Genomic DNA, 15,463 nt, shown 5'->3' with positions numbered 1-15,463 from the left:
TAGCACTTCAACGCAGGATACCGCGATGAGCAGCAACCCGTTCGAGTCGCCGATCACCGACGGCGGCGGCTACCAGACGCCCGGTCGTGCGACTATGACGCTCAAGCACATCGACCCGCTGCAGGCCGGCAAGGTGCTGGGGGCGTTGTATCTGCTCTTGGGGCTTGTTGTTGTCCCCTTCTTCATCCTGGCGTCGGTAGTGAGTGGTGACGCTACTCAGATTGGCTTGGGGATCGGTATGGCGATCATAATGCTGCTGATGTACGGCGTCGGCGGGTTTATCGGTGGGCTGCTGATGGCGTTCCTGTACAACGTCGTGGCGAAGATCTCGGGCGGGATGCGGTTCGACTTCGAGTAGAGGTTTGGCCAAAGGCCATGGCAACCGTACCCTTGGGCGCCACTACGCGCGGCGGAGCCGCGACGCTCCCTTCCCTACTCCCTGCCTGCTGCCTTGGCGCTCACCAATGCCACGCAGCGGGCTTCGATCGCTTCTTCTCTGCCGACCGGTCCGACGGACTCGCCGGTCTTGGCCTTGATGCCGATCTGCCCGACGGACACGCCCAGCACGCCGGCGATGGCGTGCCGCATTCCGTCCTTGTAGGGGAACAGCTTGGGCCGCTGGGCGGCGATGACGCAGTCCAGGTTCACCAGCTGGTAACCGGCCTCCTGAACGCGGCGGTAGGCCTCGCGGAGGAAGTCTTTCGAGTCGCGGCCGCGGTTGGCCTCGTCGGTATTGGGGAACAGCTCCCCGATGTCCGGCAGGCCGGCGGCGCCCAACAACGCGTCGGTCACCGCGTGCAGCAGCACGTCGGCGTCGCTGTGGCCAACCGCCTGGCGGTCGTGCGGCACGTCGATCCCGCCCAGCCGCAGTGGCCCGCCGGGCTCCAGGCGGTGGGTGTCTTCACCTAGTCCAATCCTTAGACTGCTCATGCTGATACCGCTTGATAGGCAGGTTAGGGGAACACTAGTAGGCGCTAATCACCACCAACTCGCTTGCCGTCGACACGTTGGGCGGTGATTTGCTCTGACAAGAGTGTTCCCACTCCATTCGGTTGGTCAAAAAGGAAGGGCACGAAACCTGAGGCTTCGTGCCCTTTGTGCCTTGGTGGTTCGCACTTATCGTCTAACTGCTGACGGCGGCGGCCTCGGCGGCCTTGGCCAGGGCCTCGGCCTTGTCGGTCTTCTCCCAGCTGAACTCGCCGTTGGGGCCGGGCTCGCGGCCAAAGTGGCCGTGGGCGGCGGTGGCCGACATGACCGGCTTGGTCAGGCCGAGCTCCTTGATCAGGCCGCCGGGGGTGAGCGAGAAGTTCTCGCGGATCAGGTCTACCAGCACGCCCTCGTCGACCTTGCCGGTGCCGAAGGTGTTGGCGTTGACGCTCACCGGCTCGGCGACGCCGATCGCGTAGGCCAGCTGCACCTCGACCTCGTCGGCCAGGCCGGCGGCGACCAGGTTCTTGGCGATGTAGCGGGCCATATAGGCGGCCGAGCGGTCGACCTTCGAGGGGTCCTTGCCGCTGAAGGCGCCGCCGCCGTGGCGGCCGCGGCCGCCGTAGGTGTCCACGATGATCTTGCGGCCGGTCAGGCCGGTGTCGCCGTGCGGGCCGCCGATCACAAACTTGCCGGTCGGGTTGATGTGGTAGGTGATGTCGCCGTTGACGTACTCGGCGGGCAGGCAGGGCTTGATCGCCTTCTCGATGATCTCCTGCTTGGCCGCCTCGGTGATCACCTTGCCGCAGTCGGCCAGGATCGACTCGTCGTGCTGGGTGCTCACGACCACCGTGTCGATGCGGATCGGCTTGTTGTCCGGGCCGTACTCAACCGTGACCTGGCTCTTGCTGTCAGGACGCAGCCAGGGCAGCTCGCCGGATTGACGCAGCTCGGCCAGTTTCTCAACGATGCGGTGCGAGATGTGGATCGGCAGCGGCATGAGCACGTCGGTCTCGTTGCACGCGTAGCCGAACATCAGGCCCTGGTCGCCGGCGCCCTGCTCGCTGCTGAGGCTGGTCTCGGCGTCGACGCCCTGGGCGATGTCCTCGCTCTGGCCGTGGATCGCGTTGAGCACGCCGCAGTCGTGGCTGAAGCCGATCGAGGGGTCGGTGTAGCCGATCTTCTTGATCGTGTCGCGGACGACCTTCTGCACGTCGACGTAGTGGCTGGTGCGGACCTCGCCGGCGACCACCACCTGGCCCGTGGTGCAGAGGGTCTCGACCGCGACGCGGGCGGCGCCCGGGTTGGGGTCGTTGGCGAGGATGTCGTCGACGATCGCGTCGGAGATCTGGTCGGACACCTTGTCCGGGTGGCCCATGCTGACGGATTCGCTGGTGAACAGGTAGTTGCCGGATGCCACGAGAAGTCTCCTGAGGATCGTGCCGCGGGTTGCCCCCTGGGATTGAATGGGAGGCTTGCAATCCAGGAGTATAAAAACCTGAGTTTGCCCCTTCAATGCCCGGGGACCCGTCCGGAGCGGGTCTGGCGGCCTGGCGGCGCCGCCCGCCACCGGGGTGAGCGGGCCGGCCGCGGGCTGGTATGCTGGGGCGCTACCCGCCCTCCTGGCCTTTCTTCCACCCGACCGGCCCGCAACCAAGACGCCCGTTCCGCCATGGCAGACCTCGAATCCCTGAAGGCGAAGCTCGCCCCGTTCAACCAGCAACACGTCCTGCAGTTCTGGGACGAGCTGCCCGAGGCCGGACGCCAGCAGCTGGCCCTGCAGCTAGAAGAGATCGACCCGGGGCTGATCGCCCAGCTCCACAGCGGCGACGCCGAGCAGCCCGACTGGCACGCGCTGGCTCAGTCCGCGGACCCGCCCCCGGCGATGCGGCTGGCGGACCGCCAGCAGGGCCAGGCGGGGGGGCTCGGCGTCACACCCGAGCAGGCCCGCGCGCGGGGCCGCCAGGCGCTGGACGCCGGCGAGGTGGGCGTGCTGCTGGTCGCCGGAGGGCAGGGGAGCCGGCTCGGGTTCGACCACCCCAAGGGCATGTACCCGATCGGCCCGGTGTCCGACGCGACGCTGCTGCAGATCCACCTGGAGAAGGCCATCGCTTTGGCCAACCGCCACGGCAAGAGCCTTCCCGTCTACCTGATGACCAGCCCGGTCACGCACGACGAGCAGCTCGCGTTCCTCAAGGCGAACGACAACTTCGGCCTCGCCGAGGACGACCTCGTGGTGTTCTGCCAAGGCACGATGCCGGCCGTCGACAAGGCGACCGGCAAGCTGCTGATGGCGGAGAAGGACGCGCTGTTCCTCAGCCCGGATGGGCACGGCGGCACGGTGTCTGCGCTCGCCAAGAGCGGCGCGATTGACCACATGAACCGCCGCGGCGTGAAGCACCTGTTCTACCTGCAGGTGGACAACCCGATCGTGCCGATCGGCGACGCCGAGTTTATCGGCTACCACCTGCTGGCCGAGTCGGAGCTGACCAGCATGGCGGTCGCCAAGGAGACGCCCGGCGAGAAGCTGGGCAACTTCGCGATGATCGACGACGCCATGACCATCATCGAGTACAGCGACATGCCCGACGATGTCGCCGAGCAGCGGGACGCCGACGGCGGCCTGCGGTTCTGGGCGGGCAGCATCGCGGTGCACGTGTTCGGCGTCGCGTTCCTAGAGCGGATGCTCGGCATGAAGGACTCGCTGCCGTTCCATATCGCCAACAAGAAGGTGCCGCATGTGGACGAGTCGGGCGCCCTGGTCGAGCCGAGCGAGAACAACGCGCTGAAGTTCGAGAAGTTCATCTTCGACCTGCTCCCCAAGGCGGCCAACCCAATCGTCGTAGAGTACGCCGAGGCCGAGGTGTTCGCCCCCCTGAAGAACGCCCCGGGCGCCCCGAAGGACACCGAGGAGTACGTGCAGCGATTCATGATGGCGCAGCACCGCGGCTGGCTGGCCGCGGCGGGCGTTGACCTGCCCGCCGACGCGCAGGTCGAGATCAGCCCGCTGTGGGCGCTCGACGCCGAGGGCGTTGAGGCGAAGGCCAAGGCCGGGAGTGTCGAGGTCAGCGGACCAACGTACCTGCGGTAGCCCGGCAACCGTTCTGCTGTAGGAGGCCTCGCCGACGCCGGTTCAGGGTTGCGCCGTGAGACCTGCTGCGTTGAGGCGCCCCATCGCACATCCCAAGACGACTCCTGCAGTCCCACGAAGATGAAGCTCGAAGTCGAACAGAAGTTCCGCGTGGCCGACCTCGACGCCGTGCGGACGCGGATCGCCGAACTGGGCGGGTCGCCGTCCGGCGTGGTTGAGCAACGCGATACGTACTTCCGTCACCCGTCGCGGGACTTCGCCCAGACCGGCGAGGCGCTGCGGATCAGGCGAACCGGCGACCAGGCAGTGGTGACCTACAAGGGGGCCAAGCTCGATCAAACCGTCAAGACGCGGCCCGAGCTGGAGTTCCCGCTTGCCGAGTCCGGCCAGCCGCAGCGGCAGCTGCTGGAGCTGCTCGGCTTCACGGCGGTCGCCGAGGTTTGCAAGCACCGCGAAGCTTACCACCTGACGCACAGCGGCCTACAACTAGAGGTGACGCTCGACAAGGTCGAGGGGGTCGGCACGTTTGTCGAGGTCGAGGCGATCGCCGAACTGGGCGACCCCACGTCCGCCCAGCAGGCGGTGCAGGGCCTGGCCGCCGCGCTGGGTCTGAGCGACCTGGAGCCCCGCAGCTACCTGCGGATGCTGCTGGAGAGCCGCGACCGGTAGCCCGGCCGCGCGTCCGCATCCCCACCGATCGATCCCCCCGCCCCCAACGCCGCCGCTGCATGTCCCGCCTGGCCGACGAACTCCCGATCAACGAGCAGCCGTACGAGCCGTTCGACGAGCCGGGGGACGAGGAGTTCAGCGAGCTGTCGCACCGCGAGCTGTACGAGTCGCGGAACTTCGTCTGGCTGATGCTGCACCAGGTGCTGCTGCGGATCGGCTGGATCTTCAAGACCGAGAGCATCGTGATGCCGATGTTCCTCAGCATGATCGGCGGCTCGTCGGTGATGATCGGCCTGCTGCCGGTGCTCAACCGGCTGGGGTTCAGCATCCCGCCGCTGCTCTACGCGCAGCCCTTGAAGCTCTCGCCGTTCAAGAAGCGGATGGTGGCGCGGTCGTCGCTGCTGATGGCGGCGCCCTTCGCGCTCCTGTCAGGACTGTGGTTCTCCGGCGTGTGGCGCAGCGGCGACGGCGTCGCGGCCTGGATGCCGTGGCTGTTCCTGGCGGTCTACGGGTGGTTCTTCTGCCTAACCGGGATCAACCAGCTGGGCATGCACGCGCTGCACGGCAAGCTGATCCGCGCCGACCTGCGGGGCCGGCTGTACACGGCCGCGGTGGTGGTCGGCGCGCCGCTGGCGGTGGCCAGCGCGTGGCTCCTGCTGCCGGGCTGGCTGGCAATGCCCGACGGCGGGTTCGGTTGGGTGTTCGGCGTAACGGCCGTGGCGTTCCTCGCATCGGGCTGCATGCTGCTGTTCACCCGCGAGGAGCCCGACCGGCTGACCGAGCCCCCCACCAGGCCCGCGCAGAAGTTTGTCGACGCGTGGCGCGTCGTACGCGACGACCCGCGGGCCCGCCCGGTGGCAATCCTCTCGGCGCTGGTCTGCTTCAACTTCATGCTGTTCCCGCACTACCAGTCGCTCTACCCGCGGCCGGAGGGCGCGACCGTGCTGAACTACCTCGGCAAGATCATGCTGTGGGTCTGCATCCAGAACGCCGCCACCGCGCTGTTCAGCCTGATCGCCGGGCCGCTGGCCGACTGGATGGGCAACCGCGCGGCGCTGCGGTGGTCGACGCTCGGTTTGGCGACCGGCCCGCTGCTGGCCGTGCTGCTCGCGCAGGCGTCGGACGAGATGTCCCGCGACTACTTCTTCCTGGTGTTCGTGCCGCTCGGGTTCATGCCGGTCACCATCAAGCTGCTGATGAACTACACGCTCGAAGCCGCGCCCGACGACGACCACCCGCAGTACGTGGCGGCGATCGGCATGTGCATCGCCGTGCCGGTGATCGTTGGCTCGCCGCTGGTCGGCTACCTGGTGGGCCGCATCGGCGCGACGCCGGTGTTCGTTGGCGGGCTGGCGGTGCTGCTGCTGGCGTTCGTCCAGACGCTCCGGCTGCCCGAGCCGCGGCATGGGTAGGTTGGTGGTTGGTGGTTGGTGGTGCGCCTGCTAGCGGCCCTTCCAGCCAACTAGCCGTGTCCAAACTGCCGTTCCGCCGCTGCTTGGTTTCTGGGATACTCCCCGCCCGATCTAGCTTGCCCAGCCCACCACCTACCCGGCAACCGTGTCGCGGCGCGCATGAACATCTTCTTCTCCGTCGGCGAGCCCTCGGGCGACCTGCACGGCGCCAACCTGATCCGCGAGCTCAAACGCCGCCGCCCCGACTGGCGGATGGTCGGCTACGGCGGGCCCAAGATGGAGCAGGCGGGCTGCGACTTGCACACCGACCTCACGCAGTTCGCCGTGATGTGGTTCCTGCAGGTGATCCTCAACTACCACAAGTTCCGCGCGCTAGTCCAACGCGCCGATCGCTACTTCGCGGAGCACCGGCCCGACGCGGTGGTGCTGATCGACTACCCGGGTTTCAACTGGCACATCGCCAAGAAGGCCAAGGCGCACGGCATCCCTGTTTACTACTACGGCGCCCCCCAGTTGTGGGGGTGGGCTGGCTGGCGTGTGAAAAAGATGCGCCGCAACGTGGACCACGTGCTGGTGAAGCTGCCATTTGAGGAGCAGTGGTACCGCGACCGGGGCTGCAACGCGACCTACCTTGGCCACCCGTACTTCGACGAGTTGCGTGCCCAGCATCTCGACGAGCAGTTCGTTGCATCACACCAGGCCAACGGCCCGCTGGTGACCATCCTGCCGGGTTCGCGCACTCAGGAGGTGCGTTCGAACCTGGTGTGGCAGCTCAAGGCGGCGGAGAAGATCCGCGCGCGCTCGCCTGGCGTGCGGTTCGCCATCGCGGTGTTCAAGGAGTCGCAGCGCGCACTGGTCGAGACCGAGCTCGCCAAGTCGGGCGTTGAGGCCGACGTGCACGTGGGGCGGACGCCCGAACTGATCCGCGCCGCGACCTGCTGCCTGGCGGTGTCGGGGTCGGTGTCGCTGGAGCTGCTGTTCCACACCAAGCCGACCGCCATTGTGTACAGCGTCTCGCCGTTGGCCTTCTTCGTGCAGAAGTTCTTCCGCCGGGTCCGCTACATCACACTGGTCAACCTGCTGACCGCCGAGGAGCTGTTCCCCGAGGAGGTAGGCGTGTTCGACCCGCACGACCCGCGCGACGCGCACGTGTTGATGCCGGAGTACCTGACCTGCGAGGACCCGTCCGACGCGCTCGCCGGGCACGCCGCCGGATGGCTAACCGACGAGGCCGCCCGCGAGGAACTGGTCGCGCGGATGGCGGAGCTCAAGGAGCGCATCGGGCAGGGCGGCGCTTCGGTCCGCGCTTCGGAGTACCTGATCGACACGCTCGAACCGGCGGCGCCAGCCGCGGTTAGCGACGCGGCCTAAGCACGCGGCGCCGCATCGTTTATTGTTGTCAGATCGGACAGCCGAACTACGAGAACAGTCTTCCCGTTGTCGGACTCGGTGTCCCCGTTTGTCGGGCTGCCTTAGTCCTCCGTTTCAGGCTCAAGAGAGTCCGCCGCATGATCCTCTCCGAACCGAGCCCCACGCCCGCCGACCTGCATTTCCGCCTGCTAGGCTTCCCGGTGCGCGTGCACCCGTTCTTCTGGATCGTCTGCCTGCTGCTGGGCAGCAACCCCGAGCCACGCTCCGTGGCGATCTGGGTGACGGCCGTGTTCGTGTCGATCCTGGTGCACGAGCTTGGGCACGCACTGCTGCAGCGTCACTACGGTGGGCGGTCGCGGATTGTGCTGTACGGGATGGGTGGGCTGGCCATCAGCGAGGGCGTGCGTGACACGCCTTGGCGGCAGGTGCTGATCTCCCTGGCGGGCCCGTTCGCAGGGTTTGCCTTTGCGGCGCTGTTGGCCGCGGCGCTCGTCGCTACGGGCGTGCCGATAGCCATGCGGTTTGTGCCTTTTCCGATTGTGGCGGTTGCGCCCGTCGACAGCGTGTTCATGAACGAGCTGCTGCGGGACCTGTTCTGGATTAACATCATGTGGGGTGTGCTCAACCTGGCGCCCATCTACCCGCTGGATGGGGGGCGTGTGTCGCGGGAGCTGCTCACCATGTGTCTGCCGGCGCACCGCGGCGTGATCGCATCCTTGTGGCTGTCGTTGGGGTGCGCTGCGGGCATCGCGTTGTACTTCTTGTCGTTGGGGGGAGGCCTGTGGACGGTGTTGATGTTCGGCGTGCTCGCCTACAGCAACTACCAGATGCTTCAGGCGTATCAGCAGTCGCGCGGCAGAGGTTGGTGAGCGCGCGTTGGTTGTCGCGCGTAACGTTGCGCGATGTTTCCGGAGCGTTTCGTCCGGTTCGTCGGCACGCTTAACAAAAAAAGTGCAAAATTTTTTTGTGCTCAAGTAGCGTTGCGTTGCGTGTCCAAGCCCGCTGGCCAAACGACGCGCTGCGACGCTCTTAACAATGGCGGCGACGCCATTCTTTGCTGAACGAGCAAAGCTCTAAGGCGGACCAATCGGCCGCGCATTAGCAACGCAGTGCGTAGTGCGCCGCGCGGTAGGTGACGCACCGAAGCCCTGTTTTTCCAGTGCTTTTTATGTGTTCGCGCGTTGCGCACACGCCGCGCAACCTTGAGCGGGCGTTGCTGCGCGGACTTGTGACCATGGGTGTCGTGATCAGCAGCGACACGTCGTCTTGGTTAGCGCTCGCGATGCGCGCGTCGCGTTGCAGTGGTGTTGCCGCCGCGCGCAACGCGCGGCGCACGTTGGTTGCGCAGCGTTGCGCGGGGCGTTTTTTTAATCAAAACGTGTTGCACTGTAGGCGCTAATTCGTACAACTACCGACAGATGCAATGCCGATGTTTGTCAAGGATAGTTGCCCACAAGTAAACGACGTTTGCGTCGACTGCTAATGGGCGGCTTGGCAGACACCGGCGGGTCGACCTGGAAGGCCGACCCCTTTGTTACGGACGACCGTCGTCCGCGCTAGTACTTGCGCAGCGGGCGGCGGGCCGTTCAGTCTCTTTTATGGAGGAGTTGTTGTGGCCAAGAAGAAGAAGGTCGCCCGTAAGAAGGCGGCGCCCAAGAAGAAGGCGGCTAAGAAGAAGTCTGCCAAGAAGAAGGTAGCGAAGAAGAAGACGGCCAAGAAGAAGGCCGCCAAGAAGAAGACGAAGAAGAAGGCCGCCAAGAAGAAGACGGCCAAGAAGAAGAAGGTAGCGAAGAAGAAGACGGCCAAGAAGAAGGCCGCCAAGAAGAAGACGAAGAAGAAGGCCGCCAAGAAGAAGGCCGCCAAGAAGAAGACGGCCAAGAAAAAGACCGCCAAGAAGAAGGTGCGTCGGAAGAAGAAGTAGGGCGGCGTCGTCCCGGACGCAAAACGCCCGCTGAAACAACGAAAAAAGGCCGGTCCCGCTCAGCGGTTCCGGCCTTTATTCGTTGGTGGAAAGCTCTTCTGGAGCCACCCCGGCTGGGCCGCTCCGCACCGCAGCTGGGCGGTTACAGCACCGGCAGCGAGGGCATCGCCGGGGCCCGCTCGTGCTCGCGGGCGATGTTGCGGACCATCTGCCGGGCGATCTGCTCGAAGTAGCCGGCGGTCTGCGCGTCGTCCAGGTTGCCGGAGGTCTGTCCGTCGTCGCCGCGCTGGCGGATCGCGATGTTGATCGGCAGCTCGCCGAGGAAGGGCGCCGAGAGCTCCTCGGCCTTCGCGCGGGCGCCGCCCGTGCCAAAGATGTCGTAGCGCTTGTTGTTGTCGGGGCAGAGGAAGTAGCTCATGTTCTCCACCACGCCCAGCAACGGGATCTTCACCTTGCGGAACATGGCGATCGCCTTGACCGCGTCCAAGAGCGCAACCTCCTGCGGCGTGCAAACCACCACGGCGCCGGTCAGCGGCAGCAGCTGCGAGAGCGTCAGCGCGATGTCGCCGGTGCCGGGCGGCATGTCGATGATCAGGTAGTCGAGGTCGCCCCAGTCGGTGTCCTTGAGGAACTGCGTGATCGCGCCGTGCAGCATCGGCCCCCGCCAGACCACGGCCTCCTCCTTCGGGACCAGGAAGCCCATGCTCATGAGCCGCAGCCCGTCCTTCTCGATCGGCTGCAGCCGCTTGTCCACCGCGACCGGGCGTTCGTTGGTCCCCAGCAGGTGCGGGACGCTCGGCCCGTAAACGTCTGCGTCCATCAGTCCCACCTTGGACCCGGCTTTGCAAAGAGCCAGCGCAAGCGACGTCGCGACCGTGCTCTTACCGACGCCCCCTTTGCCCGAGCCGACCGCGATCACGCTCTTGGCGCGCAGGCCGATCTGTCCGATCGGTTCGGCCGGCCGCTCGTGCGGAGCGGTCTGCACTTCAATCTTCGCGCCCGCGGGCAGCCGCTCGGCGAGGAAGTCGTGGCAGTGCTGCGTGACCTCGTCGGCCAGGATCGCCGACCAGCTGGTGAGCCCCAGCGTGACCTTCACCGCCTGCCCGTCGACTTTGACCTCCCGAACCTGGTCCATCTTCTGAACGCCGCGGCCGGTCTCGGGGTCCTTGAAGTCGGCCAACAGTTGCAGCACGGATTCGGGCGTCAGGTCAGACATTTCAGGCGGCACAATACGGGGAGCGGTGGGGTGGGGAGCAACAACTCACCCTACCGGCCATGGTTCGGGTTGCCAAGGCAGCCGCCGCCAGACCCGCTCGTGCGGCGGCAGCACGCGGTCGGCCGAACGGCGGGCCGCGTCCAGCGAACGCCCGACGGCGGTCAGCAGCGGAGGTACCGCGCGGGGCGATTCGACCGCCAGGCAGGCGCCCGCCTCAAGGGCCGCGAGCTGCAGCAGCCGGCGGTCCGCCTCGGCGGCGTCGGGGCCGAGCGAGAGCAGAGCCGCACAGCCCACACTTGGCAGCCGGTTCAGCCGCCCCAACTGCTCAAGGGACTCAAAGACGTTGTCGGAGCGAACCTCGAGGGCAACAAACAGCGGCGCGTGGGCGTCCAGCTCCGCGAGCACGGGCAGTGAGTCACGCCGCCGAACGCGAGGCCGCGGGTTGGTGGTGCGGCGCAGGCGGGACTGGATCGCGGCGGTCCACCGCTCGCCCTGCTCGACGATCAGCAGCCAGCCGGAGTCAGTCATCGGCGTCCCCTGGGGAGTTGCCGCCTTGGTTCACCGAGGCATCTTGAGTCTCGCTACTATCGGGTTCTACGAGGCTCTCTAGGCGACGGTAGAAACGCTGGCGGGTGAGCCCCAGCAGGCGGGCGGCTTCGGCCTTGTTGTGGTTGGCCTTGTCGAGCGCCCTCTCGATGAGCTCGCGTTCGATCCGGCGGAGCAGGGCGTCGAGGTCGACCGACTCGGGCCCGTCGGCGCCCAGGCCGGCGGCCAGCGCGGCGTGGCGGACCACCGGCGGCAGGTGCGATGCCTCGATCTCCACGGCGTGCGGGCTGTCGGCCACGCACGCGGCGTGGGCGGCGGCGACCGCCTCGCCGAGCTGCGCCGCGCCGTTCGGCCAGTCGTAGATGGAGAGCAGGTCCACCGCCTCCGGGTTGGCCCGCCCTACCCGCGCGTCGGTCAGTGAGTTGGCCCGCTCCAGGTAGTACTGCACCATGATCGGCAGGTCCGCGTCGCGCTCGGCGAGCGGCGGGCTGTGGAGCGACAGCGTCGCGACCAGCGCCCGCAGCGGCGGCGCCAAGCTATCGGCGCCGGCGGTCGCGGTGGCGAGCAGCCGGTGCGGCCGCGCTTCTAATAGCTGGTCGGCGATCCGGCTCTGGTCGCTGGAGGCAGCGGCGTCGGGGGAAAGGAGCAGCACGGTCGCACGGTCCTGCAGGCGGCCGGCGTGTTGATTGAGCAGCGCCGCGGCCGCGTCGGCGTCGAGACGCGCAAAGTCGATCGGCAGCAGCGGCGCCTGCGGGTCGTGGGCGCCGTAGTGGATGGCGCGGGCCAGGGCGGCGGAGTCCTGGCCGCACGGGCTGGTCACGAGCGCGCCCGCGGCGGACCGGAGCGCCAGGTCGAACTGGCTGCGGAGCAGCCGCGCGGCTGGGCTGTCGCCGAGCAGGAGGGCGGTGGCGTCCGGTTCGTTGCGGCCCCGGCGGAAGCGGCGGATGTCGCGGTGCAGAACGTCCTCGGCCGGCTGCTCGGAGAGCGACGCCGCGAGTTCTTGCGGCGTGAGGTCGCGGTCGTCGAGCACGGCCACCACCGCCCGCCGCGGCGGCTCGGCCTCAAGCTCGAACGACGAGAACACCGCTTGGCGGTGCCGCAGCCGGCCGTCCTGCCCCATTACCGACAGGGCGCCGCCGGCGGTGGGCTGCTGAAACGCGAGCGGCGGCGGGCAGAGCCCGGTAAGCGGCCCGGTCGACGCGCCCGGAGGTCCGCCCTCGGTCGGCTCGCTGTGGTAGGCCACTTTGCGGCCGACGACCGACTCGACCGGCAGGCTGACCCACGCGCACAAAGCCGCGTTGGCGTAGGCGACCACGCCATCGGGCGTGACGGCGTACGCGGGCGCGCGGGACGCGTCGTAGAGTTGTCGGAGGTCGTGCATCCGGGGCCCGCACGCGGAGGGTCGTCAAGGGGCGGCGCCCCGTTTGCCCTCGATTGTAACTACCCGCGCCGCGGGCCGCGCGGAACGCGTCCGGCAACGAAAACAGCCCCGACCTCGCCGAGGTCCGGGGCCGTCTCCTGTGCGGTAGAGGTCTTCAGCCGGAGATCAAAAGACGTCCAGGTTGAAGTGGTGCCCCTGGTGGTACCGGCGGGCGCTCGGGTAGTAGTTGTGCCAGCGGCGGTTGTAGGCCGGGATCCGCATCTCGGGCGGGTACCGGTAGTACAGGCTGTCGGCGCTGCGGTAGTACTCGCTGCCCCAGTAGTTCTGAGGGTAGTACACGTACGGGTAGTGGTAGAACCGCTGCCAGTCGGTGCTGCTGGCGGTGCCGCCCCACGAACGGCCGTAGGCCTGCTGGGCTTCCGCCCGGTCGGACGCCACGCCCGCTAGCACGACCGCGACGAACGCGGCTGCAAAGATCCTGCGGATCATCAGAATGTCCCCCCAATCGATTAACTCGCCCGGACGCGGCGCGCGGCCTTGGCTGTGACAAAGCATCGACCGGCCGGGCGACCGGAATTGAGGGAAAATCCGTCACAACCGTCACAGCCGGCCCGTCGGCCTGAGAGGCGGCGCTACAGGAAGATGTTCCGCCAGTAGTGCGGCTGCAGCTCGCGGAGCGTCTTGGCTTGCCAGCGCGTGGCGTCGCCCGGCGCGGGGACGGCGGCGACTACGTCGGGCCCCCAAGTGGCGAGCCGCTCCTGGCAGACGCCGCACGGCGTGAGGATCAGGAAAGGCGCGTCGGGCGCCTCGCGGCTGACGCACACGCTGGCCGCGACCGTCGCTTTGCGCCGGTAGGCCTCGCAGATGGCGCCGGTTTCGTGGCAGAGGTTGACGGCCTCGTTGGGCGTCTCGAGGCAGACGCTGGTTAGGATCTGGCCGTCCGCCAGCCGCAGGGCCGCCGCGCCGCCGTTGCCGGCAGGGAACCGCGCCGCCGCCTGGGCGATCGCGGCGTCGACAAGCTCCTGATCGAGTGCCATCGGACGCGTCTTCTGGGGGTGGTCTAACCTCCCAGGAAGATATCGAACACGTTGCCCAGCGTCGAGCTGCTGGAGCGGTAGATCTCGGTGTAGCTGCAGTGGGAGCACGTGACTGTGCTGAACTTTTTGTTCTGCACGTCGAACATCTTGGCGAGCCGGCCGCCGGTGGCGCGGAACTCGCCGACCTCGAACTGCTCGTGGTGGCACTTGGGGCACTGCCAGTTGTCGTGGTGCATGGGGGCTCCGGTGGTGGGAGGGTGAGCGGGCAGCAGGGTATTCGTCGGCGGCGGGCGGATCTTCCCTCCCTGCGCCCGCCAAGTTAGACCCGGCTCCGCCGCGTGGGTACACTGGGCGTCGTTGCCGGCCAGACGCGCCCACCGACCACCCTCGAGAAACTCCATGCCACGCACCCCTGGGCTGACCCTGGCCGTCCTGGCCGCCGTTCTGTTGCAGCAGGGCCACGCGGCGGCTGCCGGCGTGCGGGACTCGGTCGTGCGGATCGAGGTCACCAGCCGCGCGCCCGACTTCTACCGGCCGTGGTCCAAGAAGAGCCCCAGCAGCTCGTCTGGGTCGGGCGTGATGATCGAGGGGAACCGGATCCTGACCAACGCGCACGTGGTGCAGCACGCGTCACAGATCCAGGTGCAGCAGCACGGCGCGTCCGACAAGCACGCCGCCCGTGTGGTGGCGGTTGGGCCGGGCATCGACCTCGCGGTGCTGGAGCTGGAGGACGCGTCGGTCGCGGAGTCGATCCCGCCGATCGCGATGTCCGACGAGCTGCCGAAGCTCCGCCAGTCAATCACCGCCTACGGCTACCCCATGGGCGGAGAGGAGCTGTCGATCACCGAGGGAGTTGTCTCGCGGATCGAGTTCACGAGCTTCTACTACGAGGGGCTGGGGCTCAGGATCCAGGTGGACGCGGCGCTTAACCCGGGAAACAGCGGCGGGCCGGCGCTGTCCGACGACAAGCTGATCGGCCTGGTGTTCAGCAAGATCAACGAGGCGGACAACATCGGCTACCTGATCCCGGTCGAGGAGATCCGTGACTTCCTGGCCGACGTCGCCGACGGCTCGTACGACGGCAAGCCCGCCCTGTACGACGACGTCAACACCACCGAGAACCGCGCGCTCCGCGAGCGGCTCGGCCTGGACGGCGACACCACCGGCGTGGTGGTCGAGGCCCCCTACGGCGACGACAGCGTCCTTAAGCGGTGGGACGTCATCACGCACATCGGCCCGCACGAAATCGACAACCAGGGCTACGTCCGCCTGGGCGACGAGCTACGCCTGCGGTACCTGTACCAGGCGCCAAAGTGCGCGGAGGACGGCAAGGTACCACTTACGATCTTCCGCGACGGCGAGTCGCTGGAGGTCCAGGCTGACGTGCACCGCGGGCGGGACCTGGTGCTGCCGATCGTCGGCCACGGCTACCCCGACTACTTCATCTGGGGGCCGCTGGTCTTCACCACCGCGACGCAGGAGGTCGCCGTGCGCGGCGGGCCGAGGATGTGGGCCAGCTTCATGGCGACCGACAACCCGCTGCTCGGCCGGCTCCGCGACCTCAAGCGGTTCCCTGATGAGGAGCTGGTGATGATCCCCAACCGGCTGTTCCCCCACCGCATCACCCGCGGCTACAGCAACGCCACGCTGGCGGTGGTCGAGTCGGTCGACGGCCAGCCGGTCAGGAACCTGCCGCACCTGGTGAGCCTGCTCCGCGACGCGTCGGGCGAGTTCGTCGAGATCGACCTGGCGGGGCGGTACGAGTCGCTGGTCTTCCGCCGCCGCGAGGCGCTCGAAGCGACCGAGGAGATCCTGACCGACGAGGGCATCCGCCGGCAGGGCTCGCCGGAGCTGCTCAAGGTGTGGGAGGCGTCGGACGAGTAGGCCGGCGG

16 protein-coding genes are annotated in these 15,463 nt (G+C 67.6%); 8 read left to right on the top strand and 8 right to left on the bottom strand.

Translation table 11 applies throughout. The features are described 5' to 3' along the window. The first annotated feature begins 25 nt into the window (after positions 1 to 25). The gene (locus KOR34_RS19255) at positions 26 to 358 is read left to right on the top strand and encodes a hypothetical protein (protein WP_146567207.1); all 333 of its coding nucleotides are present in this window, start codon (positions 26 to 28) and stop codon (positions 356 to 358) included. Positions 359 to 432: 74 nt separating this feature from the next. Here KOR34_RS19255 and ispF read toward each other — a convergent pair whose 3' ends face one another. After that, positions 433 to 930, bottom strand: coding sequence for a 2-C-methyl-D-erythritol 2,4-cyclodiphosphate synthase (gene ispF / locus KOR34_RS19250; protein ID WP_146567205.1), 498 nt, complete (start codon positions 928 to 930; stop codon positions 433 to 435). A 193-nt stretch (positions 931 to 1,123) separates the two neighbouring features. Next, the gene (metK, locus tag KOR34_RS19245; RefSeq protein ID WP_146567203.1) at positions 1,124 to 2,347 is read right to left on the bottom strand and encodes a methionine adenosyltransferase; all 1,224 of its coding nucleotides are present in this window, start codon (positions 2,345 to 2,347) and stop codon (positions 1,124 to 1,126) included. A 252-nt stretch (positions 2,348 to 2,599) separates the two neighbouring features. Here metK and KOR34_RS19240 point away from each other — a divergent pair, with 252 nt between their 5' ends. The 6 genes from KOR34_RS19240 to KOR34_RS19215 all read left to right on the top strand — a co-directional run bounded on the left by KOR34_RS19240 (position 2,600) and on the right by KOR34_RS19215 (position 9,391). After that, the gene (locus tag KOR34_RS19240; RefSeq protein ID WP_146567201.1) at positions 2,600 to 4,018 is read left to right on the top strand and encodes a UTP--glucose-1-phosphate uridylyltransferase; all 1,419 of its coding nucleotides are present in this window, start codon (positions 2,600 to 2,602) and stop codon (positions 4,016 to 4,018) included. Positions 4,019 to 4,138: 120 nt separating this feature from the next. Then, entirely contained in the window at positions 4,139 to 4,687 is a 549-nt protein-coding gene (gene cyaB / locus KOR34_RS19235; protein WP_146567199.1) for a class IV adenylate cyclase, read from the top strand. A gap of 59 nt (positions 4,688 to 4,746) precedes the next feature. After that, positions 4,747 to 6,099: an MFS transporter gene (locus tag KOR34_RS19230; protein ID WP_146567197.1), complete on the top strand. Its 1,353-nt coding sequence runs from the start codon at positions 4,747 to 4,749 to the stop codon at positions 6,097 to 6,099. A 159-nt stretch (positions 6,100 to 6,258) separates the two neighbouring features. After that, on the top strand, positions 6,259 to 7,470 hold the full coding sequence (gene lpxB / locus KOR34_RS19225; protein ID WP_146567195.1) for a lipid-A-disaccharide synthase: 1,212 nt from the start codon (positions 6,259 to 6,261) through the stop codon (positions 7,468 to 7,470). A 137-nt stretch (positions 7,471 to 7,607) separates the two neighbouring features. After that, positions 7,608 to 8,339 (top strand): M50 family metallopeptidase, encoded by a 732-nt coding sequence (locus KOR34_RS19220; protein WP_146567193.1) that lies wholly within the window; start codon positions 7,608 to 7,610, stop codon positions 8,337 to 8,339. A gap of 743 nt (positions 8,340 to 9,082) precedes the next feature. Then, positions 9,083 to 9,391 (top strand): hypothetical protein, encoded by a 309-nt coding sequence (locus KOR34_RS19215; RefSeq protein ID WP_146567191.1) that lies wholly within the window; start codon positions 9,083 to 9,085, stop codon positions 9,389 to 9,391. 142 nt (positions 9,392 to 9,533) lie between these two features. Here KOR34_RS19215 and KOR34_RS19210 read toward each other — a convergent pair whose 3' ends face one another. The 6 genes from KOR34_RS19210 to KOR34_RS19185 all read right to left on the bottom strand — a co-directional run bounded on the left by KOR34_RS19210 (position 9,534) and on the right by KOR34_RS19185 (position 13,807). Further along, positions 9,534 to 10,607, bottom strand: a complete 1,074-nt coding sequence (locus tag KOR34_RS19210; RefSeq protein ID WP_146567189.1) for an Mrp/NBP35 family ATP-binding protein — start codon at positions 10,605 to 10,607, stop codon at positions 9,534 to 9,536. Between the two features lie 45 nt (positions 10,608 to 10,652). Then, a complete protein-coding gene (locus KOR34_RS19205) occupies positions 10,653 to 11,135 on the bottom strand; it encodes a hypothetical protein (protein WP_146567187.1) in 483 nt (160 codons plus the stop codon). Beyond that, a complete protein-coding gene (locus tag KOR34_RS19200) occupies positions 11,128 to 12,534 on the bottom strand; it encodes a helix-turn-helix domain-containing protein (protein WP_146567185.1) in 1,407 nt (468 codons plus the stop codon). Before KOR34_RS19200 ends, KOR34_RS19205 begins: the two co-directional genes overlap by 8 nt. 165 nt (positions 12,535 to 12,699) lie before the next feature. Continuing rightward, entirely contained in the window at positions 12,700 to 13,023 is a 324-nt protein-coding gene (locus tag KOR34_RS19195; protein WP_146567183.1) for a calmodulin-binding protein, read from the bottom strand. Positions 13,024 to 13,166: 143 nt separating this feature from the next. Next, positions 13,167 to 13,571 carry a cytidine deaminase gene (locus KOR34_RS19190; RefSeq protein WP_146567182.1) on the bottom strand — a complete coding sequence of 135 codons (405 nt, stop codon included), beginning with the start codon at positions 13,569 to 13,571 and terminating at the stop codon, positions 13,167 to 13,169. Positions 13,572 to 13,594: 23 nt separating this feature from the next. Next, positions 13,595 to 13,807, bottom strand: a complete 213-nt coding sequence (locus KOR34_RS19185; RefSeq protein ID WP_146567180.1) for a zinc ribbon domain-containing protein — start codon at positions 13,805 to 13,807, stop codon at positions 13,595 to 13,597. Positions 13,808 to 13,970: 163 nt separating this feature from the next. Here KOR34_RS19185 and KOR34_RS19180 point away from each other — a divergent pair, with 163 nt between their 5' ends. After that, positions 13,971 to 15,455, top strand: coding sequence for a S1C family serine protease (locus tag KOR34_RS19180; RefSeq protein WP_146567178.1), 1,485 nt, complete (start codon positions 13,971 to 13,973; stop codon positions 15,453 to 15,455). The last annotated feature ends 8 nt before the right edge of the window (positions 15,456 to 15,463 follow it).

Origin of the sequence: Posidoniimonas corsicana, from assembly GCF_007859765.1 — a bacterium.
Classification (GTDB): Bacteria; Planctomycetota; Planctomycetia; order Pirellulales; family Lacipirellulaceae; genus Posidoniimonas; species Posidoniimonas corsicana.
This window is presented reverse-complemented; position numbering and strand designations above follow the sequence as displayed.

What these genes read in the sequence shown, in the direction of transcription:
- cyaB (WP_146567199.1), top strand. Translation starts at nt 4,139, where the DNA reads ATGAAGCTCGAAGTCGAACAGAAGTTCCGCGTGGCCGACCTCGACGCC.
- KOR34_RS19240 (WP_146567201.1), top strand. Translation starts at nt 2,600, where the DNA reads ATGGCAGACCTCGAATCCCTGAAGGCGAAGCTCGCCCCGTTCAACCAG.
- KOR34_RS19190 (WP_146567182.1), bottom strand. Translation starts at nt 13,571, where the DNA reads ATGGCACTCGATCAGGAGCTTGTCGACGCCGCGATCGCCCAGGCGGCG.
- KOR34_RS19255 (WP_146567207.1), top strand. Translation starts at nt 26, where the DNA reads ATGAGCAGCAACCCGTTCGAGTCGCCGATCACCGACGGCGGCGGCTAC.
- lpxB (WP_146567195.1), top strand. Translation starts at nt 6,259, where the DNA reads ATGAACATCTTCTTCTCCGTCGGCGAGCCCTCGGGCGACCTGCACGGC.
- KOR34_RS19220 (WP_146567193.1), top strand. Translation starts at nt 7,608, where the DNA reads ATGATCCTCTCCGAACCGAGCCCCACGCCCGCCGACCTGCATTTCCGC.
- KOR34_RS19195 (WP_146567183.1), bottom strand. Translation starts at nt 13,023, where the DNA reads ATGATCCGCAGGATCTTTGCAGCCGCGTTCGTCGCGGTCGTGCTAGCG.
- KOR34_RS19200 (WP_146567185.1), bottom strand. Translation starts at nt 12,534, where the DNA reads ATGCACGACCTCCGACAACTCTACGACGCGTCCCGCGCGCCCGCGTAC.
- KOR34_RS19230 (WP_146567197.1), top strand. Translation starts at nt 4,747, where the DNA reads ATGTCCCGCCTGGCCGACGAACTCCCGATCAACGAGCAGCCGTACGAG.
- KOR34_RS19185 (WP_146567180.1), bottom strand. Translation starts at nt 13,807, where the DNA reads ATGCACCACGACAACTGGCAGTGCCCCAAGTGCCACCACGAGCAGTTC.
- KOR34_RS19180 (WP_146567178.1), top strand. Translation starts at nt 13,971, where the DNA reads ATGCCACGCACCCCTGGGCTGACCCTGGCCGTCCTGGCCGCCGTTCTG.
- KOR34_RS19205 (WP_146567187.1), bottom strand. Translation starts at nt 11,135, where the DNA reads ATGACTGACTCCGGCTGGCTGCTGATCGTCGAGCAGGGCGAGCGGTGG.
- KOR34_RS19210 (WP_146567189.1), bottom strand. Translation starts at nt 10,607, where the DNA reads ATGTCTGACCTGACGCCCGAATCCGTGCTGCAACTGTTGGCCGACTTC.
- ispF (WP_146567205.1), bottom strand. Translation starts at nt 930, where the DNA reads ATGAGCAGTCTAAGGATTGGACTAGGTGAAGACACCCACCGCCTGGAG.